The organism is Niallia nealsonii, from assembly GCF_002835805.1.
Lineage (GTDB): Bacteria > Bacillota > Bacilli > Bacillales > Cytobacillaceae > Niallia > Niallia nealsonii.
On record NZ_PISE01000031.1, the window covers coordinates 52,991 to 78,760 of the forward strand.

General features: G+C 34.2%; 22 protein-coding genes. 15 read left to right on the top strand and 7 right to left on the bottom strand.

All coding sequences use genetic code 11. The features are described 5' to 3' along the window. Positions 1–8 precede the first annotated feature (8 nt). A complete protein-coding gene (locus tag CWS01_RS14405) occupies positions 9–1,640 on the top strand; it encodes an ABC transporter substrate-binding protein (RefSeq protein WP_101177890.1) in 1,632 nt (543 codons plus the stop codon). A 159-nt stretch (positions 1,641–1,799) separates the two neighbouring features. Continuing rightward, a complete protein-coding gene (locus CWS01_RS14410) occupies positions 1,800–2,858 on the top strand; it encodes an LLM class flavin-dependent oxidoreductase (RefSeq protein WP_101177891.1) in 1,059 nt (352 codons plus the stop codon). Between the two features lie 137 nt (positions 2,859–2,995). Here CWS01_RS14410 and CWS01_RS14415 read toward each other — a convergent pair whose 3' ends face one another. The 3 genes from CWS01_RS14415 to CWS01_RS14425 all read right to left on the bottom strand — a co-directional run bounded on the left by CWS01_RS14415 (position 2,996) and on the right by CWS01_RS14425 (position 6,184). Next, positions 2,996–3,301, bottom strand: coding sequence for a hypothetical protein (locus tag CWS01_RS14415; protein ID WP_101177892.1), 306 nt, complete (start codon positions 3,299–3,301; stop codon positions 2,996–2,998). Positions 3,302–3,475: 174 nt separating this feature from the next. Beyond that, entirely contained in the window at positions 3,476–5,194 is a 1,719-nt protein-coding gene (locus CWS01_RS14420) for a methyl-accepting chemotaxis protein (protein ID WP_168714404.1), read from the bottom strand. Between the two features lie 807 nt (positions 5,195–6,001). Further along, positions 6,002–6,184 carry a DUF4083 family protein gene (locus tag CWS01_RS14425; RefSeq protein WP_157827662.1) on the bottom strand — a complete coding sequence of 61 codons (183 nt, stop codon included), beginning with the start codon at positions 6,182–6,184 and terminating at the stop codon, positions 6,002–6,004. A 146-nt stretch (positions 6,185–6,330) separates the two neighbouring features. Between CWS01_RS14425 and CWS01_RS14430 the strand changes: the two genes are divergently transcribed. After that, positions 6,331–7,158, top strand: a complete 828-nt coding sequence (locus CWS01_RS14430) for a dihydrodipicolinate synthase family protein (RefSeq protein WP_101177895.1) — start codon at positions 6,331–6,333, stop codon at positions 7,156–7,158. 471 nt (positions 7,159–7,629) lie between these two features. Here the strand turns inward: CWS01_RS14430 and CWS01_RS14435 are convergent, their stop codons facing one another. Then, positions 7,630–8,340, bottom strand: coding sequence for a GntR family transcriptional regulator (locus CWS01_RS14435; RefSeq protein WP_101177896.1), 711 nt, complete (start codon positions 8,338–8,340; stop codon positions 7,630–7,632). Positions 8,341–8,643: 303 nt separating this feature from the next. Here CWS01_RS14435 and bglA point away from each other — a divergent pair, with 303 nt between their 5' ends. From bglA to CWS01_RS22435, 5 genes are all read left to right on the top strand, one after another. Next, entirely contained in the window at positions 8,644–10,083 is a 1,440-nt protein-coding gene (gene bglA / locus CWS01_RS14440; protein WP_101177897.1) for a 6-phospho-beta-glucosidase BglA, read from the top strand. Positions 10,084–10,529: 446 nt separating this feature from the next. Beyond that, on the top strand, positions 10,530–10,712 hold the full coding sequence (locus CWS01_RS14445) for a hypothetical protein (RefSeq protein WP_101177898.1): 183 nt from the start codon (positions 10,530–10,532) through the stop codon (positions 10,710–10,712). A 1,177-nt stretch (positions 10,713–11,889) separates the two neighbouring features. Continuing rightward, complete coding sequence (locus CWS01_RS14450; protein ID WP_101177899.1) at positions 11,890–13,299, top strand: GH1 family beta-glucosidase; 1,410 nt, start codon at positions 11,890–11,892, stop codon at positions 13,297–13,299. A 123-nt stretch (positions 13,300–13,422) separates the two neighbouring features. Continuing rightward, positions 13,423–14,130, top strand: a complete 708-nt coding sequence (locus CWS01_RS14455) for a GntR family transcriptional regulator (protein ID WP_101177900.1) — start codon at positions 13,423–13,425, stop codon at positions 14,128–14,130. A gap of 219 nt (positions 14,131–14,349) precedes the next feature. Further along, positions 14,350–14,502, top strand: a complete 153-nt coding sequence (locus tag CWS01_RS22435; RefSeq protein ID WP_157827663.1) for a YfhD family protein — start codon at positions 14,350–14,352, stop codon at positions 14,500–14,502. A gap of 257 nt (positions 14,503–14,759) precedes the next feature. On the opposite strand, the gene CWS01_RS14460 is transcribed toward CWS01_RS22435, so the two are convergent. Further along, on the bottom strand, positions 14,760–15,095 hold the full coding sequence (locus CWS01_RS14460) for a hypothetical protein (RefSeq protein ID WP_101177901.1): 336 nt from the start codon (positions 15,093–15,095) through the stop codon (positions 14,760–14,762). Positions 15,096–15,334: 239 nt separating this feature from the next. Here CWS01_RS14460 and CWS01_RS23350 point away from each other — a divergent pair, with 239 nt between their 5' ends. From CWS01_RS23350 to CWS01_RS14480, 4 genes are all read left to right on the top strand, one after another. Further along, positions 15,335–15,535, top strand: a complete 201-nt coding sequence (locus CWS01_RS23350) for a hypothetical protein (RefSeq protein ID WP_328588922.1) — start codon at positions 15,335–15,337, stop codon at positions 15,533–15,535. Positions 15,536–16,127: 592 nt separating this feature from the next. Next, the gene (locus CWS01_RS14470) at positions 16,128–18,068 is read left to right on the top strand and encodes a GTP-binding protein (RefSeq protein ID WP_101177902.1); all 1,941 of its coding nucleotides are present in this window, start codon (positions 16,128–16,130) and stop codon (positions 18,066–18,068) included. A gap of 159 nt (positions 18,069–18,227) precedes the next feature. Next, complete coding sequence (locus CWS01_RS14475) at positions 18,228–18,926, top strand: peptidoglycan-binding protein (protein ID WP_101177903.1); 699 nt, start codon at positions 18,228–18,230, stop codon at positions 18,924–18,926. Positions 18,927–19,665: 739 nt separating this feature from the next. Beyond that, a complete protein-coding gene (locus CWS01_RS14480; protein WP_101177904.1) occupies positions 19,666–20,493 on the top strand; it encodes a GNAT family N-acetyltransferase in 828 nt (275 codons plus the stop codon). Positions 20,494–20,682: 189 nt separating this feature from the next. Here the strand turns inward: CWS01_RS14480 and CWS01_RS14485 are convergent, their stop codons facing one another. After that, the gene (locus tag CWS01_RS14485) at positions 20,683–21,651 is read right to left on the bottom strand and encodes a bile acid:sodium symporter family protein (RefSeq protein WP_101177905.1); all 969 of its coding nucleotides are present in this window, start codon (positions 21,649–21,651) and stop codon (positions 20,683–20,685) included. A 559-nt stretch (positions 21,652–22,210) separates the two neighbouring features. Between CWS01_RS14485 and CWS01_RS14490 the strand changes: the two genes are divergently transcribed. The 3 genes from CWS01_RS14490 (at position 22,211) to CWS01_RS14500 (ending at position 24,494) form a co-directional block, all read left to right on the top strand. Beyond that, positions 22,211–22,993, top strand: a complete 783-nt coding sequence (locus tag CWS01_RS14490; RefSeq protein WP_101177906.1) for an amino acid ABC transporter substrate-binding protein — start codon at positions 22,211–22,213, stop codon at positions 22,991–22,993. Positions 22,994–23,071: 78 nt separating this feature from the next. Continuing rightward, positions 23,072–23,731: an amino acid ABC transporter permease gene (locus CWS01_RS14495; protein WP_101177907.1), complete on the top strand. Its 660-nt coding sequence runs from the start codon at positions 23,072–23,074 to the stop codon at positions 23,729–23,731. 16 nt (positions 23,732–23,747) lie between these two features. Beyond that, complete coding sequence (locus CWS01_RS14500; RefSeq protein ID WP_101177908.1) at positions 23,748–24,494, top strand: amino acid ABC transporter ATP-binding protein; 747 nt, start codon at positions 23,748–23,750, stop codon at positions 24,492–24,494. A gap of 316 nt (positions 24,495–24,810) precedes the next feature. Here the strand turns inward: CWS01_RS14500 and CWS01_RS14505 are convergent, their stop codons facing one another. Further along, positions 24,811–25,611, bottom strand: a complete 801-nt coding sequence (locus tag CWS01_RS14505; RefSeq protein ID WP_101177909.1) for a polysaccharide deacetylase family protein — start codon at positions 25,609–25,611, stop codon at positions 24,811–24,813. Positions 25,612–25,770: the final 159 nt, after the last annotated feature.

Here is a 25,770-nt window from a genome sequence, read left to right on the forward strand (position 1 = left end):
AATAGAATATGTCATCCATCGTACGGCAAAAAGCTATCTTATTTTATTTATTATCGGTTGTACTGCTTTTAACAGCGTGCCAATCATCAAACCAAAATACAGCTGCCAAAAAACAGGGGAAGCCCGAGCAAGGAGGAGAATTGATTTATGGATTAGCTACATCTCCTGACAGTTTAGATCCTCATACTAGCGGCATGGCAGTATCCACAAGAGTCAATAATAGCATTTATGAAAATTTAGTATATCAAACAACAGATAATAAAATAGAGCCATGGCTTGCAACAAAATGGGAAGTTTCCAAAGATCAGAAAACCTTTACTTTTACATTAAGAGATGATGTTACTTTTCAGGATGGCAGCAAGCTGAATGCTGAGGTTGTGAAGTATAATTTTGACCGAATTGTAAATCCTGAAACGAAAGCTGCAAGTGCATATGCATTGATCGAAAATTATCAATCATCAGAAGTGGTGGATGACTATACAATAACTTTCCATTTTTCTTCACCGTCTGCCACATTTTTAAGTAATTTGAGCCAGCCGAAACTTGCTATTGTTTCCAAACAAGCAGCCCAGAAGTATGGTCTATCTTTGGCAACCCATCCTGTGGGATCTGGACCATTTAAGTTTGTGAGTTTAGATGAAAATAATGAAATTGTCTTGGAAAGATTTGAAGATTATAAGGGGAAAGCACCATTTGCCAAACACGACGGAAAAGCATATTTAGATAAGCTGGTATATAAAATCATTCCAGAAGAGGCCACAAGAATAGGAAGTGTACAAAGCAATCAAATAAATGCAGTAGAAACTGTACCTCCACAAGATGTACAATCGATTAAAAACAGCAAAAACTTAAAAATTTTCGAGACAGAAACAGCAGGAATGCCTTATGGTTTATTTTTAAATCCAAAAAATGCACCATGGAATCAGCTGGAAGCTAGACAAGCATTGCAAGAGACCATTGATGTTGAGCAAATTGTTCAAACATTATATCTTGGCACATATAAACAAGCATGGTCTGTTATCACACCTACTATATTAGGTTATAACAAAGATTTGGAAGGAAAGGGAAAACTTGATATTGCTCATGCAAATGAACTATTAGAAGGACTTGGTTGGAAGAAAAATAGTGATGGAATACGAGGAAAAGATGGAAAAGAACTAGTGCTTCGATTAATCGACAGCAATGTAAATAGAGAAAAAAGACATGATATTGCCACTATTATTCAACAGCAATTAAAAGAAATAGGAGTGCAATTAGAAATTACTACGACTGCAGATTATTATAATATTACGAAAAATGGAAAAGATTATGATGTAATTGGCAATAGTAGAGTCGCTGGAGATCCTGATGTGCTTCGTTTGTTCTTTCATTCAGAAAAACTGCCTGAAAATGGGGGATCTAATTTAGCTAGACTTGCAGATAAAGAAATTGATAAGTGGCTAGAACAAGGTGAGTTGGAAACAGATACAGCTAAACGAGTGGATTTATATAAAAAGGTTCAAGAAAAGTTAATCGATCAAGCTTATTTTATTCCTATATATGTATTTCCATATACGGTGGCAGCTTCTAATAATGTAGAAGGACTGGCATTTGATTCACAAGGATATCCTCTTTTTAATGATGTTTTTCTTACAAATTAATAACTAGCAAAAGATGCAGTCGTAAACATTTATAGGAGGAATGAAAAAGTAGAGGTTAGGAATCTGCTTCTATATTTTTTAGTGTGGTTAAAAAGGAGCTGTTATGGCTTTTTAATTTAAAAAGCGGAGCAAAGAACCAAATTTAGGAGGTGGCTGCAAATGAAATTTATATTATTTTCTCTTATGAGCAACAATATTCATCCCATTACGAAAGAGGCATTTACTACTCAGCAGAAATTTCAGCAAGTAATTAATCAAGCTGTTTTTGCAGAACAGCAGGGGTTTGATGGTTTTGGAGTCGGAGAAAGACATGGCCGGCCCTTTCTTTCCTCCTCCCCAGCTGTTGTTCTGACTGCGATAGCTGCCAAAACCGCCAAAATCAGATTACTGACAACCGTAACTGTTTTGAGTGTGTTAGATCCAGTTCGTGTAGCAGAGGATTATGCTACTTTGGATCATCTATCTGAAGGGAGATTGGAATTAATTATTGGAAAAGGGAATGACCCACGACATTATCCTTTGTTCGGCATTTCAGAGGAAGAACAGTGGGAATCTCTTGCTGAACGATATGAGCTTTTAAAAAGATTATGGAAGGAAGAGTGTGTAAGTTGGAGTGGAAAGTATCGTCCGCCTTTACAAGAAGTTACTATAGAGCCAAGACCATATCAGAAGGTGATACCAATTTGGCATGGCAGTGCATCTAGCAAAATGTCAACAGAATTAGCCGCAAAAAACGGGGAGCCTATTTTTTCTTCAAATGTCTTTCATCCAATGACTAAATATAAAGAGTTAATTGATCATTATAAGGAAAGATTGGCTTATTATGGGCATAATCCACAACAGGCGGTTATTGGATCGGGAGCAGGAAACTTATATATCGCAAATACAAAAGAAGAAGCTATAAAAAAATATCAGCCTTATTATGAGATTTTTAGCAACACAGATGCTTCTAAGCATAATAATTCTCCATTTACAGACTTAGAAGACAATGTGAAAAATGGCCCATCATTAGTTGGATCTGCGGAATCGATTATTGAGAAAATTTTGTTTTATCATAAGTATTATGGTCACCAAGTTCAAGGGATAAGTGTCGATGGATTAAGCGAAAACGAACAAAAAGAACAAATACAGCGTTTTGCTGAAGAAGTAATCCCGACATTGCAAAAAGAGATTCCAGATTTCATATGGAGAGATTCTAAAGAAGCATTAAGCAATTAAAGCATAGTCGGGACTGAAAGGTCATCTGAAAAATGATTTTTGATTTCATCTCCATTATTTTAGAGTTTTGTTAAAGAGAATGGTTGATTTTTTAGTAATAAGGGAAACTCTGAATCACTTAGAGTTTCCCTTTTGCATTAGAACCGGATTGTTTTTTTAGGCGGTTTATTGGGGGATTCTATTAACCTTGCCACTTTTTTGCCTTTTTTGAACTTTCTATTATTCATCCAATATACAAACGCTTCTGCATTAAAATAAACTCCATACTTCTTATTGCCATCTTCGTCCACATGGACTATTTCCCAATAAGGATGATTGTTGTTTTTATCATAAAGCCATTTATCAAAATCATGTTGCAATTGGCGAATATTTTTTCCTACTTTTGCAGGACAAATCATATATTCTGTATCGGCTTCATAACAAAATTCAATTCGAATAATCATAAGTTAACTTCTTTCTCCTATATAGTAAATTTTTTTAAAAGTCTTTAGCTATCAGGATGTAGCCCTGGTTACAGCTAATGCTCTGCTTTCCCGAATAGAAGAAGGTCTCAGCCATTTTAATCTTGTTTTGTTGAAAGCATAAAGAATGAATGAGAGAAGCAACGATCTGTATCTTTACAATTTGAATCTATCCGTTAATTTCTTCATGTCTGCAGCCATAACAGTAAGCTGTTCAATGGAATGAGATATGTCTGTAATCAACACTTCTTGATTTGCGGTGATTTGTACTGTATTTTTTGTTTCCGCTACAGCTTTTTCGGCAATGTTTGCTGTCTCATTTGCAGATGCAGTGATTTCTTCAGCCGCTGCAGACATTTCTTCAGCTGATGCTGTTACTTCTTGAATCTTTGTGTTCACCTCTTGTAGCGCTTTAAAAATATTACTGAAAACATGTTGTGTTTCTCCTACTGAATGGATTCCTTTTTTTACATGATTTGATACAACTTCCATCGTATCAACAGTTTGATTAGTAGCTTGGTTAATTTGATCAATTATGTAGCGAATACTCATTGTTGATTGTTCAGACTGCTCTGCTAGTTTGCGCACTTCATCTGCAACAACGGCAAATCCTTTTCCAGATTCGCCAGCACGGGCAGCTTCAATAGCCGCATTTAGTGCAAGCAAGTTTGTTTGAGATGAAATTTCTTGAATAATGTTTACGATGGATTCAATTTCCTGTGAATGTGATTTTAGAGTCAGCATGGAACTCGCTGATTCCTTTACAGAAAGGTTAATGGTATCCATTTGTTTGATTAAATTATCTACTTTTTGATTGCCATCTTCTACTTCTTCATGTGTGTTGGCAGAAAGCTCTGATACGATAGAAGAATTATCTGCAACATTGTTTATGCATATGGACATTTCTCCAAGGACTAGTGCACTTTCATCCAAACTCTTATGCTGTGTTTCTACATCAGAAGCGATTTGTTCCACCGTTATGGCAATTTCATTACTTGCTGCTTGTGTTTCATTTGCATGGATTAACAGCTTTGCGGCTGTTGTATTTATTTGCGATGAATTATTGTTGATAGTGGAAATCATTGCTTTTAAATCTTGCAGCATTTGATTAAATGAATGGGTCAGTTTTCCGATTTCATCGTTTCTTTTTGATTCAATAGAAACAGTTAAATCGCCTTTTCCAATTAATTCAACATTTTTACTTAAAACTTGGAGAGGTTTTATAATAGATATAGTTGCAAAGTAAATAAGAATTATACTAATTATTAATACACATAAAGTGATAAGCAGTAATTCTATTTTATTTTTTTTCATGGAAGAATAAACTTTTGTAGCATCAAGGTCAGCACCTATCACTCCAATGACGTCTCCAGTACTTGATTTTATTGGCATATAGGCTGTAATTAATGCCCCATATTCATCTGAATAGCTCATTTGACCGACTTGCTGTTTTCCTGTCTCAAAGGCTTTAACTAACAGCGGATAGTTAGTGTCTTCTACTGTTCCAAGTGCAGAGGCATCTTCTGAATCCAAGGGCATACCGTCTACTATGTATCTATACGTATAACCATTGCTGCTTTTTTGACGGTCCATTGTAAATAAATAAACTAAACCATTCGTTTCTCTAATTTCATTTAATGTTTTCCGCAGTTTATAATAATAGTCTGTTTCACTTGATGCAAGTGTCAGTTCTTCATATTTATTTGGATCCATTACTTTTACAGCTTGCTGCAAAATCGATAATGCCTGATCTCCTAATGAACTAGTGATAGTTTCTGTTGAAGTACGAAGAGATATAAAGCTAGTTAATAGGCCAGACAACAAAATAATACTAGAAAAGATGATAATCATTTTAACTTTAATGCTTTTTCTCATAATTGCTCCCTCGTTAGTGATAGTATTTATGTGGGTAATAAGGATCATGGACTATTATACTACAAAATAACCATTTGAATGATAAAAATTTTCAATATTTTGCAATAAAGAAAAAATAATGAATAAATTCAGGTGAGTATTAGCTGAACAGGGATTTTTCACCTTTTCTAAGGATCATGTTTGTATCTATAAAAGGAGGTGAACTAATGTAGGGGAAAATAAATTCCTATGGTTTATGCAGTATTTGATTGTAGAGAGGGAATGTTTATTGAAAAAGAAGATGGTGGATTTATGAAAAAAGCTCTTCTCAAAAAATGAGTTGGGCATTTTTTATTAGGTGCAACCTTTATATTCATCATAATGAGTCGCAGGATTAATGGTTTGGATTAGGCAGCAACTACATCCTCTATATGGATAAACTCAATGTCAGCTACTTTTTCCGCTCCCTTTGATTATACGATAAAAAAGGAGAGGCACTAAATGATTACTATGCTGTAATGCAGAGGCCGTCAAGCTTAGGCAGAGGAGAAAATTCATAATTTTTAGCTAGTTGTAATTTATGTAGGGAAAGAAAAAGGTGCACTTTAAATATTGCTTAGAGGGTTCTTTCAATCAAATAAATTCATATATCCTTCTATAAAATAGCGCTTCTAGCATTACTTTTTCTTTAATGATTCAAGCTCGCTTTTTAATTTTTAATTTCATTTTGATTATGAACGGTTAGAGCAAATGCAGCAGCAGCTAATGCAAAACCAATATACTCCATGCTAATCACCTCCATTTAATAAAAATAATTATACGAACAGATTAATTCTGCTTATCTTTTTCAAGCAAATCAATAATTCGATCCAATTTATGTTCTATGGCTTTAGATTGTTTGTATCCATTTTTATTTGTTACATTTTTAATAATGACTACAATGGCCAAAATGACAGCAATCACAATAATAAATAAAAAGGTTTGAAAAATAATATCACCATAGTTAATCATTGTTAGAGGCTCCTTTTTAGGTATATTATACCATCTGTTTTTATCCATCTGTCAAATATTGATTGATGTGTGAGAATTAAAGATTGATTAACTAGGCTGTATCCACTACGCTTAATGAATCCAGCAATGTTAAAGGAGGATATTTCATGTTAAAAGAAAAGATGCATATTGCTGTTCCAACAGCGTTTTATGAAGATGAATCATTAAATATACAAGGGACAATCGAACATATTAAATCACTTTATAGTCAGGGAATACAATCTGTTCTTGTTTGTGGATCGACAGGAGAACAGCATAGTTTAACTTTAAAGGAGAAATTGAAAATCCTTGATGATCTTGTAGCAGAGGAAGAGCTTATTCATAATATGGAAATTATTTTTGGAGTTTCTTCTATCAGACAAAAAGAAGCTGTTGAACTTGCCAAAAGAATTCAACCTACTAAAATAGCTGCTATTTTGCTTGGATATCCACCTTACATCCTTCCGGCACAGGAAGAAGCATTGATTTATGCAAAAAAGATTATTCGTTTCAGTCAAAAGCCAACCATCCTATATAATAATCCGAAAAGAACCGGATTCGATCTTTCATCAGAAAGTATTATCGAATTAAGTGGTTTAGACTTGGTTATTGGACTAAAAGAGGCTGGCAACACAAAAAGAGTTTTATCACTAAAAAGGGAGATTCGAAATAAAAATTTTTATTTTTATGCAGGTGGTGAAATGCAGCTAGAGGAAAAAGTTTCATTAGGATTTAATCGCTTATCTTCTATTGCTGGAAATATACATCCACTTAAAGTAAAACAATGGTTTATTAAGATGGTTTCTAAACAAACGATAACAGAACAAGAAAAGTTAGAGATAGCTAGTCTACTAGATGAAATTTATACAGGATCTCCTTTAGCTTATGTGAAAAAATCCATAAATGAAAAAGGAATTACGATGGGAGTGTGCCGAAGTCCGTTGGGGAATGTTTAATCTAGTATATCGGTAAATCTATCGTCATATAATGAATACCGTTATTCATTATAGCTTAATTGATTAGGTTAATAAACCTATTATCTTCAAATTATTGCCCGATTTTTTTCTTTTTTAGATAGATTAGAAGGTAAAAAAAAGAGCGAGATATGGACGGATAGCATGTGGCAGTTGGATATAAAAGAAAAGAGTTCCTCCACATGGGAGGAACTCTCAGAATACAGAAAAGTCTTTTTATAGGGCTTTTTTAATTTTTTCCTTTTGAAAGTTCTACTATTGTATCTAATTCGCTGTATTTAGTAGAATAATATTTGTAATTTCCAAAGGAAGGGGATTGTCCGGTTTATAGTTTCTGTTTTTATAAAAACTAGTGTTAAATATTGGAAACATTTCCTTTTTTTTATCATGATTTTGATGCAATATGTATCCGTAAGCGCGAGACGAACAAAATATTTGTCCCACGCTTACGAGCTATAATAAATATCCATTCGATTGAATAAAAAACTGTGATTGTTGATAGTTATAGGTAACTTTGGAAAAATCGAATGGCTGGCCGTTTGTTAAATGAAAAATGCCTTCTACATAAAGTTTAGGATCTCCTTTGTTCAGCCCTAAATAGTTCGCCTCTTCATCATTGAGTTTATCTATATGAAGATAGGAATCGGTAAAGCCGACTTTTAATCCTAATCCTTCCCGAATATAATCAAAGATCGATTCAGAAACAATTTCTTTATTTAAATAGGAAATGATGGCTTTATTATAATAGGATTCCTCTACACATAATGTTTGTCCATTAATATAGCGGATTCTTTTTACATAATAAACATCGGCGTTGGGTTCAATATTTAAATTATGAGATGCTTCTTCTGTTGGTGTTCGCACATCTAATTCAATTATATTGGAAGTGATATGATAATCCTCCAAATCCTTTTTAAATCCTTGATTGGAAAGCAAACTAATATAGCCTTTTCTTTTATGTCTTCTAACAAAAATCCCGCTGCCTCTGACTTGAAATACCATCCCTTTTTTTTCCAATAGATCTAGCGACTTAGTAATCGTGCTTTTGCTTACTGCAAATTGAGTCATTAATGTCTCTAATACTGGCAGTTTATCTCCTTGCTGCAGGGCATTTTCCTCGATATATTTTTCTATCTCGATTGCGATTTCCTGATATTTTAACATATACATTCCTCATTAGTTTATTTATGTGATTTATTATTCGAATTATAGCATAATCTTATTAAAAGCTCATTCTAAAATTATAAACAAATAAAAAAAATATTTAGGTATTGATAAATTATACCGGTACAATTATAATAGGGTTGTACAATATATTTGCATAAAATAAATGAAATGGTCGGATAAATGAGAGATGGCAAAAGATATTAAGCTGTGGGAGAAAAAACTCTTCATCTAACGACTTTACATGATCTAGACAAATAAAATCAGCATTGATTGCTTATAGTGAATAGGGAGGAAATGAACATGTCAAAAATGCCAAAAGATTTTTTATGGGGTGGCGCTTTAGCTGCACACCAATTTGAAGGTGGATGGAATCAAGGAGGAAAAGGGCCAAGTGTAATAGATGTTATGACAGCAGGAGCACATGGTGTAGCAAGAGAACTAACAGAAACAATTGAAGAAGGCAAGTTTTACCCAAATCATGAAGCAATTGATTTTTATCATAAATATAAAGAAGATATCGCGTTATTTGCGGAAATGGGATTAAAATGTTTAAGAACATCGATTGGCTGGAGCAGAATTTTTCCAAAAGGCGATGAAGCAGAGCCAAACGAAGGAGGACTTCAATTTTATGATGATGTATTTGATGAATTATTAAAGCATGGAATTGAACCTGTTATTACATTATCTCACTTTGAAATGCCTCTGCATCTAGCAAGAGAATATGGCGGATTCAAAAACAGACAAGTAGTGGACTTTTTTGCAAAATTTGCGGAAGTTTGTTTTGATCGATATAAAGATAAAGTAAAGTACTGGATGACATTTAATGAAATCAATAACCAAATGGATGTCAATACCCCGTTATTCTTATGGACAAACTCAGGCGTTACTGTAGAAGAACATGAAAATGCCAAAGAAGTGATGTATCAAGCAGGACATCATGAACTGATTGCGAGTGCGCTAGCTGTTGCAAAAGGAAAAGAAATTAACCCGGAATTCCAAATTGGAGCAATGGTTTCCCATGTGCCGATCTATCCTTATTCATCCAATCCAGAAGATATTATGCTAGCTGAAGAAGAAATGAGACAGCGCTTCTTTTTCCCAGATGTACACGTTCGCGGATATTATCCAAGTTATGCGCTAAAAGAATTTGAAAGAGAAGGATACAACATCAAATTTGAAGAAGGCGACGAAGAAATCTTAAGAAACGGAACAGTTGATTATTTAGGATTCAGCTACTATATGTCTACAACAGTAAAAAGCGATATCGTTAATGACAACAGTGGAGATGTGGTAAACGGCGGATTGCCTAATGCTGTAGAAAACCCATACATTAAATCGAGCGATTGGGGATGGGCAATTGATCCAACTGGACTAAGATATACACTAAACCGTTTTTATGACCGCTATCAAATTCCATTATTTATCGTAGAAAATGGTTTTGGCGCAATAGATACGGTCGAAGAAGACGGCTCTATCCATGACCCAGAAAGAATTGATTATTTAAAAGCACATATCGAAGCATTAGAAAAAGCAGTAACATATGATGGAGTAGATTTAATGGGCTATACGCCATGGGGAATCATTGATATTGTCTCCTTTACAACAGGGGAAATGAAAAAACGCTATGGCATGATTTATGTGGATCGTGACAATGAAGGAAATGGATCAATGAAACGATTGAAAAAAGATTCATTTAATTGGTATAAGAAAGTAATTGAAACAAATGGGGAAGAATTGTAATAGACAACATAGTGCTATTAGATAAACCAAATAGGGCATCTTATCACAGGTGCCTTATTTGGTTTTTTCTATACTAGTTTCTAAATATTGAAGTTTATGCTCCAATTTTAAAGTATATGGTAAAATGTGTATGAGTTTTAATGTGGAAAATATAGCATCAAGTTTTTTATATTGAAAAAGCAAGGAGACTTTCTGATAAGTTAAAAGCAAAAGGAGACAGCGCTTCTACGGAAGAAAAGGAATATTATTTAATTACCACAAATTATGGAAGGCATCTTATATTAGCAGAAGATAGCATACAAGCTGTTAAACTGTGGGATGACAAACTATATGCTGAAGGGGAACGGATTATGAAAACGAGTCCTCCGCTATTTACGGTTGAGCGAATTGGCTATGAAAGTGAATTGATTTTTTAATTGTATAAAATAGAAGGGGAGGAAGCGCATATGAAGAGTAGAGTATTAAATTTTAGTGTTCTCTTTCTGATGCTCTCAACAATGGCAATAAATAATTTAGATTTACTTCACTCCTTCAAAACTGTTTTGAACAGTATTTGTATAACGGTTTTAATTCTCATTGCTTGTGAACGTTTATTCCGCTATATAAAAAGAGGGAAAAATGCACTTTAACTTATTCTCTATACTAACTAGAATGGGGAAAGTATAATTTAGGGAGAATTTATATTTTTGGCAGATTAATATATATTGAATTTTTATCTAGTATAAGTGCATACAGGGGAAATTTGATGAAACATGCTACAGGAGCAATTTATTTATCACTCGGAATATTATTGCTTTCTTTTGAAAATTTCGAAGGATATTATTCAAGCTTTACCTGGATTTTTTGGCTGTCTATTCTTTCTTATTGGCCTTTTGTTTTCATTTTCTGCTTTTAAAGATTATTGGAATAAACCTAATAAAAGAATAAATGAAAAAAAGCAGTAAAAAGAGTGGAATGTTTAGTGTATTAAAAATTTTTTGTTCATAATGCCTGTTTTAAAATGAAAAAACTATCCCAGGATTAAGGTATCTATTTACTAAAAATTACAGAAGGAAGACTAAACCTCTATTTTGTGAATAAAAAGAAGTACCCTAGCCTAAAAATAATCAGATGAGGTTGGGACACAACTAATTAGATAATCTGTCAAGACGAATAATCTCTAATTTAGCTTTAAAATAAAGGCTGGTTTCGCAATCTTGGTTACTTCTGTTTTTAAATATAGTCAAGTGTAAAAACTAATTCGTTTCATTGCGCTACAGACACGCCCTTTCCTCTACTTCCCGCAGGAGTGGAGTGTCCTCTGCTCTATTCCACTTCGTTTTTAAAGGTTATTATCTAAAAAAATTTTAAAAAAATAGAAAAAATTAATTATTTGGAAAAACTGAGCAGCCTGAATACACGTAGACTCCTGTGGGATTAGCGAGACAGCTTAGACCCTGCAGGCGAAGCCTAAGCGGCTCAGCGCGAGCCCCACGGAAAGCGAAGTGTATTCAGGCTGCGGGTAATAACAACAAACTTTACTGAAATCGCCCTTTTAAAAACTTAAAAACAGAACAATTATACGTAATTTCCGTATAATTGTTCTGTTTTTTCTTCAGCTGGAATACTTATGTCCCAGCCTCATCTTTATTATTCAGCTGGTTTTGTACGTGGAAATTTTTTTGAATAGTCTAGCTGCTAATGATTGAAGCTATTTGAAAATGGAATAAGATAAGTAGGAAGAAAGTACATATAATTTATATTTGTACCAATAAATATTATATGTTACTATGAATGTAATAAATAGGTATAAATGGAGGATGAAAAATGAAGTTTCCACATGATTTTTTATTTGGAGCGGCTTCTGCTTCGTATCAAATTGAAGGAGCATGGAATGAAGATGGGAAAGGATTAACCAATTGGGATGTCTTTTCCAAGATTCCTGGCAAAACGTTTGAAGGTACAAATGGTGATGTAGCGATTGACCATTATCATCGATATAAAGAAGATATTAAATTAATGGCAGAGATGGGACTTGAATCTTACCGTTTTTCTGTTTCATGGGCACGAATCTTGCCAACTGGGGATGGGGAAGTAAATGAAAAAGGATTGGCATTTTATAACAATGTCATTGATGAATGTTTAAAATATGGAATTGTTCCTTTTGTAACACTGTATCATTGGGATTTGCCCTTGTCTCTTGAGGAAGATGGGGGCTGGACGAATAAACGTACGGCCGAAGCTTTCGTCAAGTATGCAGAAATTTGTTTTCAGGCATTTGGAGACAGGGTTAAACATTGGATTACCTTTAATGAAACAGTCATGTTTTGCGGATTAGGCTATTTAAAGGGAGCACATCCTCCTGGTATTCAAAATGATGAGAAAAAATACTTTCAGGCGACACATTATGTGTTTTATGCCCATGCAAAAGCGGTAGAAGTTTACAAGAAACTAAATCAATATGGAGAAATCGGCATTACTCATGTTTTTTTGCCAGCTTATAGTGTAGATGAAAAACAAGAGAATATAGTTGCTGCAAGGCATGCGAATGAATACGAAACGTTCTGGTATTATGATCCTATTTTAAAAGGGCAGTATCCAAGCTATGTGGTAGAGCAATTGGAGCAGAAAGGCTGGACGCCAACTTGGACAGAAGAAGAACTTGATACGCTGAAAAGAAATGCAGGCAATAATGATTTTATTGGACTGAATTATTACCAGCCAATTCGCGTAGAAAAAAATCATCAAACGGCTCTATCAGTGGAGCATTCAAGGGAATCTTCCACATTATCTCCAGGAAACCCGTCTTTTGATGGTTTTTATAAAACGGTAAAAATGGAAGATAAAACTTATACAAAATGGGGCTGGGAAATCTCACCCAAAGGATTTTTAGACGGACTGCATATGTTAAAAGAGCGCTATGGCGATATTAAAATGTATGTAACAGAAAATGGACTTGGTGATGAAGATCCAATTATAGAAGGAGAAATAGTAGATGTTCCCCGCATTAAATATATTGAAGAACATTTAAAAGTGATAAAGCTCGCAATTAAAGAAGGCATTCATTTAAAAGGATATTATGCCTGGTCTGCGATTGATTTATTAAGCTGGCTCAATGGATATAAAAAACAGTATGGATTTATATATGTCGATCATCAAAACCAATTAAGCCGCAAGAAAAAACTTTCCTTTCATTGGTACAAAAATATTATTGAAACCCGAGGAGAAGAGCTGTAAGGGCAAGAATCTTGTGTTCAGTCTATGAAAAAAGGATATTTCAAGCTAACCTCTTGATGTTAATCAAGGGGTTTTGTGTATAATAGAAGCAGGAAATATGGGAACGAATGATAGGGAGATATTATGACTGTAAAATATAAAGAAATAGCAGATTGTCTAGAACAGGAAATACAAAATGGAAAATTTGATGATACGAAAAAATTGCCGACAGAAGAAGAACTGATGAAGAAATTCGAAGTAAGCCGCAACACTATTCGTAAAGCGATTAATCAGCTTGTTAATCGAGGCTATATTTATCAGGTGCAAGGAAGCGGCATGTTTTTAAGGGAACAATCGGTAACTGATTATATAAATTTAGGGAGCCTTAGAGGGCTAACAAAAGATTTAGCCGCAAAAGAAATTGTAACAAAAATCCTTTCTGTACAAGTGATAGAAGCTGATGAAGAAAAAACAAAAAAATTGCGCTGCAAAGTAGGTGCAAAAATTTATTATGTAAAGCGGTTGCGAATTGTTGATAAAGAGCCATTTTCCATTGAAATCAGCTACTTTAATAAAGATATTGTGCCATATTTAAATGAAGAGATTGCGTCCCATTCTATTTATAGCTATCTGATAAATGATTTAAAGTTAAACATTAGTTTTGCCGACAAAGTCATCAACTGTGAAAAAATCAAGGCAGAAACAGCAGAATTGCTTCAGGTTCATCCCAATGATCCAGCGTTAATCATTGAAAATACGGTGTGTTTGGCAAATGGAACGATCTTTGAACTATCTAAATCCATTTTCCATTATCAAAAAGCAAAAATCCTAAATCGTATTAATTTTCAATGAAAATTAACAAAAGGTTACAAAAAACAAAAAGAGCGGAAGAACTTCCATCGCTCTTTTTGTTTTTATTTGATTATATTTTGCAGAACTTGTTCATGATCAGATCCATTTATTTTTCCTGGTAATACAAGAAAAATAAATGGCCATCGAAAAAATCAAGCAATATTAATTGGATTCTTAGCCATACTAATACAGATTTAAATTTAGTTAGGAGGCTATTGTATGGGAAGAGCAAACAAGCAAAAAGCATCAGGCAATAAAAATTCATTGCCCCAAACACCTAAAGATTTAAAAATAGAAGCCAATCATGTTGACGAAGAATTTGCTTCTGAGCTAGGTGAAAAAGAGAAATTAAACGTTCCAAAGCCTAAATAACAAGAGAAAAACTTTAGCACAAAAAAGATTACGGGTGGCACGTAATCTTTTTTTGATTATATCCTTTAGAAAGGGCTAAATTTAGCCATTTATTAAATAAAGATAAACGAATCATTAGAAACAATGGGAATAAATGAAGAAAAACATAGTGGGAAAAGAGAAAAGAAGCGTAATAGAATGGTCTTGTACATTAAAAAAAACTTTAGCTGCTTTCATATATGGCCATGCTTAAAAGGAGGACATTAGAAACCAAGAGCTTATTTTTTATATACAATAAAAAATGATTTCTTTTTTGTTGAATGTTTTGTGATAAATTGCTGAAATGCCTGCAAGACTTCTTTGGCAAATAGTGCGCTTTCCCCTTTTTTTCTTATCACACCATAACTCAGCTTGCTTTGACAAGTTGCATCACTAAGATGTACATAATTTTCTAGGTCCAATTCAATAAAGAACTGCACTTCGGTTCCTTCTCGGTTCTTTATGGAAACGAGATAATTTCCGAACTCTTCGATAAGAACCTCGCTAAACCATCCTTGTTGCTCCCTTTCCGCTAAAAATTCTTGCGCTAATCGTATAAAAGTAGTTAAATCCATTTTGATTATTCACATCCTTTTCTATAGTGGAAATAAAGAGAGCATCCGTACGGCATCATCAAATGGTGTAAGGTTTTTATATTATCGTTATTATTATATGCAGCACGATTATTGAAAAGAAGACATAAAAGAGGAAATAGAATAAATTTATATTTTCAAAGAAATTTCTAACTGTTTTTATCATTAAAAGAGTAAAAAATAAAAATTAGTATAAACTATACCAAAAAAAGGATTCTTTTATGATTGGCCTTTTTTTAGCGATTATCATTTTTAACCTGGTAGCCTTTCGCATAAATACACATTTATCGAAAAAACAAATTGCTCATATATGGATGTTTATAGTGGCATTTCAAACAGTTGTTGATGTTATGATAGATTTAAAATATGTGGGTACTGGTATTTTTCTAAAGGCATTGATTGGATATCTTTACTGGCAGTAACGGCATTATTGCCTCCTGTGAATATGGTGTTTTTGAATGGCTATCCGTTCAATACTTCTATAAAAAAGAAAATTGTTTATTTTTTTTATTGGGAAATTTTTATGGTGAGTTATGAATTGTTGACATTACTTCCTGAACCATGGGGATATTTTCATTATGACTGGTGGAAGTGGTGGTATTCTGCGCTTTGTGATCCTGTTCTGTTATATATCTTATTAAAGTACTATAAATCGTTTGTTAAATAAGCGGAAGCGTTGTTGTATACAATATTTTCAGCTTATTTAGACAAGCATATATAACGACCTTTTCCTTTATCACACATTAACGGGCTTTTGAGGGATGATAAGAGAAGATGAGAAATCTAGGTGGGCAGAAACTTGCTGAGTAAAAGCCTGATTGTTAGCGGAACCTTATATAAAAAGTGGTTTTAATATCCCAAAATTATTCCTAAAAATAATTGGGGTTTATGCCCGTCCTTTTGCAAATAAGTTCTATAAATTAGAAATGATATATTTTTTTGCTAGAATAGTAGAGGAAGAATAGAAAGAAACATTGTGATGAAACAGGGAGATTAAAAAAGGAGCAAGTTATGATGAATAAAACAATTGGAGTATTGGCACATGTAGATGCAGGAAAAACCACTTTTTCTGAACAACTGCTTTATCATACAAACAGCATTAAAAAAAGAGGGCGTGTAGACCACAAAGATGCTTTTTTAGATAGTCATGATATTGAAAAGAATCGTGGAATTACGGTGTTTGCAGATCAAGGCATATTTGAATTCAAAAATTCTGTCTATTATTTAATTGATACGCCAGGACATGTTGATTTTTCTCCGGAAATGGAACGTGCTATCCAAGTAATGGATTTTGCGATTGTTGTCATAAGTGGAGTAAAGGGAATCGAAGGGCATACAGAAACAGTATGGAATCTGCTTAAAAAACATCAAATTCCTACTTTTTTCTTTATTAATAAAATGGATCGCACTGGAGCAAACTCACATAATGTCATAAAAGAAATAAGCAGTCAATTAACAGAAGATATATATGATATTTCAAGTTTTGCATTTGAAAGCATGTCAGAGGCATTGATAGAATTTATAGCAGAACGTGATGAAGAACTTTTGGATTATTATATGGAAATGGGCTATGAACCGAATTTGTGGCTGAAAAAAATGCAGGATATGATTCAATCCAATCAGTTTTATCCTTGTATGAAGGGGTCTGCACTGCAAGATAATGGAATAAAAGAGTTTCTGGACACATTTGATTTGTTAACAGTCACTGCCTACAGTAAGGAGCAGCCTTTTGCAGGAAGAGTATATAAAATTCGGTATGATGAAACAGGCGCAAGAGTAACTTTTATCAAAGCAATAAGCGGTGTTATGCATGTTCGCGAAGAAATTGTTTATGCGAATGAGAAAACAGAAAAGATAACACAGATCCGTAAATATAATGGAAAACAGTATCAACAAATCCAATCTGCCTGTGCAGGGGAGCTTTTTGCCGTCACAGGACTAACAAACGCTTCTATTGGAGATGGAATTGGTGAACTGCAGGAAAAAGCGATATACGAGATGATTCCAACTCTTCGTTCCAAAGTGGTGTTTGAACCAGGTGTAAATATAAAGGAAGCGCTGCAATATTTCCGTATTCTAGAAGTGGAAGATCCTTCCCTTCATGTAACATGGGAAGAAGGCTTGCAGGAAATTCATTTATACGTCATGGGAACCATTCAATTAGAAGTACTAGAACAAATCGTTTTAGAAAGATTCCAGTTGCATGTAACATTTGATCAACCAGAGATACTTTATAAAGAAACGGCTATAACAGAAACGATTGGATATGGTCATTTTGAACCACTGCGCCATTATGCCGAAGTTCATTTGAAGTTAGAGCCAGGAGAAAGAAATAGTGGAATCGTTTTTAAAAGCGTATGTCATACAGATAATTTGCCGATTGGCCTCCAGAATCTAGTCAAACAGCATATATTTGAAAGAGCACATCATGGAATACTTACAGGTTCTCCTATTACAGATATAAAAGTTACTCTTTTGACAGGCAGAGCACATAATAAACATACACATGGAGGAGATTTTAGGGAAGCAACTTTCCGTGCCTTGCGCCAAGGTTTAGAAAAAGGAGTCAACATTTTATTGGAACCTTACTACTCTTTTAAAATAAAAGTGGACATCAATCAAATGGGGAAAGTGCTTGCTGATATACAGACGGCTCATGGAAAATTTGATTCACAGGTGACAGAAGCAGACAAAGCAATCATAACAGGAACAGTTCCTGTTGCTAACTTTATGGATTATGGTTCTGTCCTAGCTTCCTTTACACAAGGAAAAGGTCGTATCACGTTGCAGTTTGCCGGATATGATCGCTGTCATAATGAACAAGACGTAATCGAATCAAAAAAATATGATAAAAATGCAGATTCTGAATATACTTCTTCTTCTATTTTTTGCGCGAAAGGACAAGGTTTTACGGTGAATTGGGAGGAAGCAGAAGAGATGATGCATTGTTTATAGGATAGAATTTATAATTGATAGCCTGTAAAAAGAATCTATTTTGATTAGTTATCAGGTGGATTCTTTTTTTGATGTAATTTAGTTTGCTTATCTCATTATCTATTTAACAAATAAGGGAGAGCAATCATATAATGAGAAAAATGTCAAGGAGATGGTTAAATGCCTTTTACACCAACTTATCATGATAGAAATATAAAAAATCTTGCACAGCTTGGTGATCATACAAAAATACAAGCTGTTAAATGGTATAAATATCTTATTGAAAATAAAATTGACGTGTTAATATATGAAACAATTAGAACAAGAGAAATGCAGAGGGAGTATCTGCAGCAAGGTGCTTCTCAAACAATGGAAAGTTTCCATATCGTTGGTCAAGCGCTGGATTTTGTGCCTGTAAAAGCTCAGGAGACAAGTTGGAATAGTTATAGAGATAGTAAAATAAAAAAAGCCATTTCTTATGCAAAATCATTAGGGTTTGAATGGGGCGGCGATTGGAAGGACTTTGTTGATCAGCCACACTTGCAATATAAGTATAAAGGATATGGCACAGATACTTTCAAAACAAAAGGAGATAAAATTATATTAAGCGATACGAAAAAAACCTCTACGTCCACCTCAAAAAAACCAACTTACTCTTTGCCGACAGGTGTGTATAAAAAAGGAGATAAAGGGAATGGGGTAAAACAAATCCAAGCTGCCTTAAATAAATTAAATTTTAATTGCGGAACTCCTGATGGAATTTGGGGGGCAAAAACGGAGGATGCCTTCAGAAGGTTTCAAAGTGTTTATTGCAACCCAGTAGACGGCATTTATGGGACAAAAACACGTTCTGCCATGCTAAAACAATTGAACAAGTAAGCAAAAAGCCATTTCATTTCCATAATTTATTAGAGGATTAACAAGCAGTAAACCTGCTGAAAGAAAATATTCGAAAATGTCGAAATTATTGAATAAGTTAATCTGGATAAGGATGATGATCTAAAAATTAGAAACATCCTTTTGGAAATGGAGATAACTTTTTTAGACTTTTAGCGGAAAAAGCGCCATTTATGCTGATTAGAGGAAAAAAATTTGTATAACCATTAAAATAATGGTGACTGATCTCAACGGGAAAAGAACCAGATTAGTTCCTGCTCCCCGGACTATTTTAATGTAATGATTATGGGTAAATAAGGAAAAAGATGTAGGTTTTCATATGATGGATAGCTTTTGAAAAAAATAAAGGGAAATAATAAAACTTAGCAGGAGAATGTTTAGATCCTTCTGGCAGAAGATTAAATGCGGCGTGCAGATAGGAACATTCTAAGGGGCCGATAGTGTTTTAAAACCTAAGAGTCGATGAAAAAGAGCAATGGCAAATTTGTCGGTGCTCTTTTTTTTGTATGCAAGTGCATACAATTTATTGTCGTTTTGCAGGTCGTATTTTTCTTTTTCCCCAAGTTCGCGAGCGAATTTTTCATCAATACGATTTAGATCTATTTTTAGTTCTTTTGGTGTTTGCGGCTTGATTGTTTTTGGGGAAATGAAAAAATAATGCAGGAGGAATAAGATCAGAGGAACGAGAATAAAAAAGGAGCTAAAAAACAGGGGGGAAAAGATGTTAACACAAACAGAATTAAAACAGATTAAAGAGCTTCAAGAGTTATGTGAAAAAGAAGGGAACTTTCAGCTGAAATTAAATTTCGATATGCTTAAAAATCGAGAAGGCGATAAAAAGGAAGATTTTTTTCAGTATGAACAAGGCAAACTTGTTGGATTTCTTGGCAGCTATGGTTTTGGAAAGACAGTAGAGCTTTGTGGCATGGTACACCCAAATTACCGACGAAGAGGGATATTTTCGTGTTTGCTGAAAATGGGACTGGATGAGGCAAAAAAGCATAATATGCAGGTTGTTTTGCTGAATGCGCCAACAGAGTCTTTATCTGCAACAGAATTTTTAAAACATGTGCCCTGTTTCTTTGCATTTGCAGAATACCAAATGAAATGGCAGGAGACAGAATTAGTGGAAGATTCAATGATTACAGTCAGACCATCTATTTCTGATGAGGATAATGAAGCGGAGATTCAGCTGGAGGTGTTGGGCTTTGGCTTTGCTGAAGAAGAAGCAAGAGAATATCAGGAAACATTAATGAAAAATAATGAAGAACAGAGGCTGTTAATTGAAGCAGAAGGAAAAGTTGCCGGAAAAATGCGAGTAGCTGAAACGAATAAAGCAGCATGGATTTATGGGTTTACCGTTTTTCCCGAGCTTCGAGGAAAGGGAATAGGGAGAAAGGCTTTAGGCAAAGTAGTCAAAATGGAACAGAAAAAGGGCTTGGCTATTTACTTAGAAGTGGAAGCAAAAAATTCTCATGCATTAAAGCTGTATGAATCATGCGGATTTAAAAGCTATCATTCTCAGGATTATTATAAATGCCTTCTATAAAGAAAAAAATTCTAAATTTGATTTTAACCAATAATAACTTTTGCAGCTGCAGCCAATGTTTAAAATTAGCTTCCTAAAAAACGTTGCTTATAGTATAGGGTTTGCTCAGCCGCCCAAAAACATATAATGATAAAGCAAAAACCGCCCATTTGTTTTAAATAGGGCGGTTCAAAGTGGATTTTTATTTATTTAAGCTGATACATCTTTATTGATAGTTTCTTCTTTTTCCTTTTTCTCTTTCATACGGCTAAATATATTGGCAAGCAGGGAACCGGAAATATTATGCCATACGCTGAAAATGGCACTTGGAACGGCAGCTAGGGGCGAAAAATGGGCAGAGGCGATAGCTACACCTAAACCAGAATTCTGCATTCCGACTTCCATTGCCACTGCTTTTTGTTTGGCAAGGTCCATGCCGCATAACCGGGCAAAAAAGAATCCAATTAAAAATCCAAGCACATTATGCAAAATAACTACTCCGAAAATCAGCAGTCCTGTTTCAGCAATTTTGGCTGCACTGCCTGCAACCACAGCAGATACAATTAAAACGATGGCAATAACGGAAACTAATGGCATTGCTTTTGCACCAGCGCGGGCTTGTTTTCCAAAGAATTTTTTTATAATGGCACCGAGCACTAATGGCACAATAACGACTTGTACAATTGAAAGGAATAAGGAACCAACACTGATATTTACCCATTTGCTTGCAAACAGAAGGATCAATAGTGGTGTAACAATTGGTGCAAGAATTGTTGAAACAGAGGCAATTGCAACAGCTAGCGCAACATTTCCTCTTGCTAGAAACACCATAACATTGGAAGCAGTACCGCTTGGACAGCATCCTACTAAAATAACTCCTACCGCAACTTCTTTTGGTAGATCAAGACCTACTGCAAGTCCAAAGGCAAGTAATGGCATAATGATAAAGTGGCCTATTACCCCAAGGGCTACATCTTTTGGCCTTTTCAGCACCTCTTTAAAATCAGATGCTTCGAGTGTTAACCCCATCCCAAACATAACAATTCCGAGTAGCGGAACAATATAGTTTCCTAGCCAAACAAAATGATCAGGCAAAAAATAAGCAATAATAGCAAAAAGCAAAACCCATAAAGTAAATGTTTTCCCAGCAAAGCTGCTGACTTTTTCAATAACTCCCATCCTAAACCCTCCAAATATTTTGTCAGATTATCTGACATGTTTTCTATCTATTTATACTAATTTAAATATTTTAAAAAATCAATATATTTTTTTAGAGGCTGCAAAATGCAGATGTAAATGGGACAGGAAAGAAATCAAAAAAATTTTAAAAAATTAAAGTCAAAAATTTACCACGAAAAATAAATTGGCTTAAAACCTTGATTTTAAAGGGATTTTTAAATTTCCCAACAATAGGAAAAGTGAATATTCTAATAGTTTTACATAGAAAATAATAGAATAAATCCTTTAGTCTGCTAATATGCTAAAAAATTTATTGACAGTACCTTTTGCTTCATGATAGATTAAGTTTATTGATTCATTTCTCTAATATATTATCGTAATAAAGTGTTAGCGGAAACTTATACATAGTGATTGTTTTATTAGCTTTTCGTAAATACAAAAGATGCACAAATTTTTCTATTATATAAGAAATTTTGTGAAATGATTACAAATAAATTTGGAGATAATTATTAACAAACTAGAGGGAAATTTAACTTCATTAAAGGTGGTTTTCTATAAAATGAAACGTTTGACAACTATTTTCTTAAGCTTAACAGCATTATTTCTTATTCTTGCTGGATGTTCTAGCACATCTAAGGAAAAAGAGGGAAATGATGATGCATTAATTATTGGAATCGATGATAAATTTGCGCCAATGGGTTTCCGCGATGAAGACAATAAAATTGTTGGATTTGATATTGACTATGCAAAAGCGGCAGCAGGAAAAATGGGTGTAAAAGTTAAGTTTCAGCCTATCGATTGGCAAACAAAAGAATCAGAACTAAGCAGTGGCCGAATTGATTTAATTTGGAATGGCTATACCATTACAGACGAGCGCAAAAAGAAAGTTCTATTCACAAAACCATATTTAAAAAATGCACAGGTTGTTGTAACACTGAAAGATTCCAAACTATCAAAATTAGCTGATTTAAATGGAAAAGTTGTGGGGCTTCAATCATTATCTTCCGCTTCAGATGCTTTAGATGCTAATCCAATTAAATCGAAAATTAAAGAAGTTACCGAGTTTTCTGATAATGTAATGGCATTAAATGATTTAAAGTCTGGCCGTTTAGATGCCGTAGTTATTGATGAAGTGGTAATTGACTATTATATGACGAAAGAAAAAGACAGTTTTAAATTGCTAGATGAATCCCTTGCTCCAGAAGAGTATGGAATCGGCGTGAAAAAAGGAAATGAAGAATTATTAGAGAAGCTTCAAAAAGCACTGGATGAAATGAATGAAGATGGTACTGCTGCTAAGATTTCTGAAAAGTGGTTTGGCGAAAATAAAGTATTAAACTAAAAAATAAGTTTAAATAATTATAGGGCAAAACAGGGGTTCCTAGAGAAGCCCTGTTTTGTTTATTGGAGGAATTTTTTTATGTCTTTAGATTATATCATCTCCATTTCAAAGCCGATGCTAGAAGGGGCGCAGGCGACGATTTTGTTATTTTTGGTTGCCATTATCGTTTCTATTCCATTGGGCTTTGTCATGACACTTGCTGTTAGAAGCAGCATTAAGCCTATTGCTTGGCTTGCTCATACTTATATTTATGTCATGCGTGGAACACCGCTATTATTGCAGTTATTATTTATCTGTTTTGGCTTGCCCATGATTCCTGTTATTGGTGAATATATGGTATTGGATCGTTTTGTTGCAGCTTCATTAGGATTTATTTTAAATTATACGGCTTATTTTGCAGAAATTTTTCGCGGGGGGCTATTGGCAATTGATAAAGGGCAATATGAAGCATCTCAAGTGCTTGGTTTAAATAAATGGCAGACAACTACACGTGTCATACTGCCGCAAATGTTTCGGATTGCACTTCCTGCAGTTGCAAATGAGTCGGTGACATTAGTGAAAGATACGGCGCTTTTGTATGCAGTTGCTGTTCCAGAAATTTTGCATTTTGCCCAAACAGCAGTAAACCGTGATTTTACGATTATTCCGTTTTTTGTAGCGGGGGTTATTTACTTAATCATGACGTTAATATTAACATTGCTATTTAAATGGATGGAACGAAAATTTAAATTTGAATAAAAAGGAAGTGAAAAATATGGCGATTATGGAAATTTCGAACTTAAAAAAATCATACGGCGATTTAGAGGTATTAAAACAAATATCTTTTGATGTGAATAAAAATGATGTAGTTGCAGTAATCGGTCCTTCTGGATCAGGAAAAAGTACCATGCTTAGAAGCCTTGTTCATTTGGAACAAATACAAGGAGGCAGCGTTACAATTTGCGGCGATCACTTAGTGCAAGATGGCGTCTATTCAAAACCAAAAGAGATTAAGCAAATTACTTCTAAAATGGGAATGGTTTTTCAGCATTTTAATCTTTTTCCCCATTTAACGGTAAAACAAAATTTGGAACTTGCGCCCAAAATGGCAAAAAAAGAGTCAACTGCACAGATAGAGGCAAAATCTAAAGAACTTCTAGAGAAAATTGGGCTGGCTGATCGTACCAATGCCTATCCTGCTAATCTTTCTGGCGGACAAAAACAGCGTGTCGCCATTGCACGTGCTTTAATGATGAACCCGGAAATACTTTTGTTTGATGAACCAACATCAGCTCTGGATCCAGAATTGACAGGAGAAGTCCTGAAGGTGATGAAAGACTTGGCCGAAGAGCATATGACGATGATTGTTGTGACACATGAGATGGGATTTGCGAAAGAGGTGGCCAACAGAGTAATTTTTATGGATAATGGGGAAATTGTTGAATCTGCTCATCCAGATGAGTTTTTTAATAACCCACAATTTGATCGGACGAAAGCATTTTTGTACCGTAATTTTAAATGATAGACGGTTGATTAAGCTGTACACAATGAAATGTTATTGTGTGCAGCTTTTTTATTTGCAGTTACTAAGATAGATGGTAGCGAATTTTGTAGAAAAATAGCTATTTGTAAAAAATTGAACCAAAATAACGAAAAAAAGAAGCAAAAGCAATAAAAAAAGACCAACAATAACCAAAAATATAGATGAAAATTAGTTGATGTAAAGATGGATGAACATATAGAAGAAGTATATTCCCGCATATTCCAGACAATAGAGAATCTTAAAGATAAATAGGCAAAAAGGAGGGGAATCAACATGCTATTTGGGATCTCCCTCTCTAAAACATTAAATCAATGCGAGATGTTTTTTCTTTTTTTAAAGGATAAATGCCAAAAGAGTCTGGAATGATTTGTGTCGATCGGTAGAGCAGTTCAGATACAGTGACACATTTATACCCGTTTTTGTATAAAAAGTCCAAAATATTATCTAATGCATGAACTGTTTGACAAGTCTGGGTATATTCACTCCCATGCCAATCATGAAATAGAATGATATTACCTGGCTTTACTCCTTTTGTTACATAGTTGCAAATTTGACCGGCAGGTGGACTTGCCCAATCACGAGGATCTTGATTCCATGACCATAATACAACTTCTTTTTGGTTTTTGATTGCTGTATTAATAATCAAATCATTATAAAAACCGCCTACAGGCCGATAAAGAGACGGCTTAAAACCAGTGAATTTCTGTATGATTTTATCTGTTTCTTCTAATTCTGCTGACAGTTTTTCTGACGTAATATTATGATAAAGATGGTGAAACGTATGATTGGCAATTTCATGTCCTTCTTTTACTTCCCGTTTTAAAATATCAGGAAATCGGATTACTTTATTGCCAGCTACAAAAAAGGTGGCTTTAGCATCATATTTAGCCAATATATCCAGTATTTGAGGAGTGAAAATTGGGTGAGGACCATCATCAAAAGTAAGAGAAACTAATTTTTCTTTTGTATTCACTTCCCAAATAACATGTCCAGTTTTTTCATATGCCTCCCGACTATTAATGAATGCAAATGTATGGACTTGATAAGAGGATAAAAAAATAAATAAAAGAGCTGTAAGAAACCATATTTTTTTCATTAAATGCACTCCTTATTTATTATGAACTTAGTTTATGAAGTCTTTATTCAAAATATTTAAGGAGAATATGTTATGAAAAAATTGGAAGGATTTAGTTGAGCTGTACGAAAATATGGTTCATTATTAAAAAGGTAAAGAGTATAAAAAAGGGGGCAGTCA

Excerpts from the sequence above, each read along its gene's own strand:
- CWS01_RS14405 (WP_101177890.1), top strand. The coding sequence starts at position 9 with ATGTCATCCATCGTACGGCAAAAAGCTATCTTATTTTATTTATTATCG.
- CWS01_RS14410 (WP_101177891.1), top strand. The coding sequence starts at position 1,800 with ATGAAATTTATATTATTTTCTCTTATGAGCAACAATATTCATCCCATT.
- CWS01_RS14415 (WP_101177892.1), bottom strand. The coding sequence starts at position 3,301 with ATGATTATTCGAATTGAATTTTGTTATGAAGCCGATACAGAATATATG.
- CWS01_RS14420 (WP_168714404.1), bottom strand. The coding sequence starts at position 5,194 with ATGAGAAAAAGCATTAAAGTTAAAATGATTATCATCTTTTCTAGTATT.
- CWS01_RS14425 (WP_157827662.1), bottom strand. The coding sequence starts at position 6,184 with ATGATTAACTATGGTGATATTATTTTTCAAACCTTTTTATTTATTATT.
- CWS01_RS14430 (WP_101177895.1), top strand. The coding sequence starts at position 6,331 with ATGTTAAAAGAAAAGATGCATATTGCTGTTCCAACAGCGTTTTATGAA.
- CWS01_RS14435 (WP_101177896.1), bottom strand. The coding sequence starts at position 8,340 with ATGTTAAAATATCAGGAAATCGCAATCGAGATAGAAAAATATATCGAG.
- bglA (WP_101177897.1), top strand. The coding sequence starts at position 8,644 with ATGTCAAAAATGCCAAAAGATTTTTTATGGGGTGGCGCTTTAGCTGCA.
- CWS01_RS14445 (WP_101177898.1), top strand. The coding sequence starts at position 10,530 with ATGAAGAGTAGAGTATTAAATTTTAGTGTTCTCTTTCTGATGCTCTCA.
- CWS01_RS14450 (WP_101177899.1), top strand. The coding sequence starts at position 11,890 with ATGAAGTTTCCACATGATTTTTTATTTGGAGCGGCTTCTGCTTCGTAT.
- CWS01_RS14455 (WP_101177900.1), top strand. The coding sequence starts at position 13,423 with ATGACTGTAAAATATAAAGAAATAGCAGATTGTCTAGAACAGGAAATA.
- CWS01_RS22435 (WP_157827663.1), top strand. The coding sequence starts at position 14,350 with ATGGGAAGAGCAAACAAGCAAAAAGCATCAGGCAATAAAAATTCATTG.
- CWS01_RS14460 (WP_101177901.1), bottom strand. The coding sequence starts at position 15,095 with ATGGATTTAACTACTTTTATACGATTAGCGCAAGAATTTTTAGCGGAA.
- CWS01_RS23350 (WP_328588922.1), top strand. The coding sequence starts at position 15,335 with ATGATTGGCCTTTTTTTAGCGATTATCATTTTTAACCTGGTAGCCTTT.
- CWS01_RS14470 (WP_101177902.1), top strand. The coding sequence starts at position 16,128 with ATGAATAAAACAATTGGAGTATTGGCACATGTAGATGCAGGAAAAACC.
- CWS01_RS14475 (WP_101177903.1), top strand. The coding sequence starts at position 18,228 with ATGCCTTTTACACCAACTTATCATGATAGAAATATAAAAAATCTTGCA.
- CWS01_RS14480 (WP_101177904.1), top strand. The coding sequence starts at position 19,666 with ATGTTAACACAAACAGAATTAAAACAGATTAAAGAGCTTCAAGAGTTA.
- CWS01_RS14485 (WP_101177905.1), bottom strand. The coding sequence starts at position 21,651 with ATGGGAGTTATTGAAAAAGTCAGCAGCTTTGCTGGGAAAACATTTACT.
- CWS01_RS14490 (WP_101177906.1), top strand. The coding sequence starts at position 22,211 with ATGAAACGTTTGACAACTATTTTCTTAAGCTTAACAGCATTATTTCTT.
- CWS01_RS14495 (WP_101177907.1), top strand. The coding sequence starts at position 23,072 with ATGTCTTTAGATTATATCATCTCCATTTCAAAGCCGATGCTAGAAGGG.
- CWS01_RS14500 (WP_101177908.1), top strand. The coding sequence starts at position 23,748 with ATGGCGATTATGGAAATTTCGAACTTAAAAAAATCATACGGCGATTTA.
- CWS01_RS14505 (WP_101177909.1), bottom strand. The coding sequence starts at position 25,611 with ATGAAAAAAATATGGTTTCTTACAGCTCTTTTATTTATTTTTTTATCC.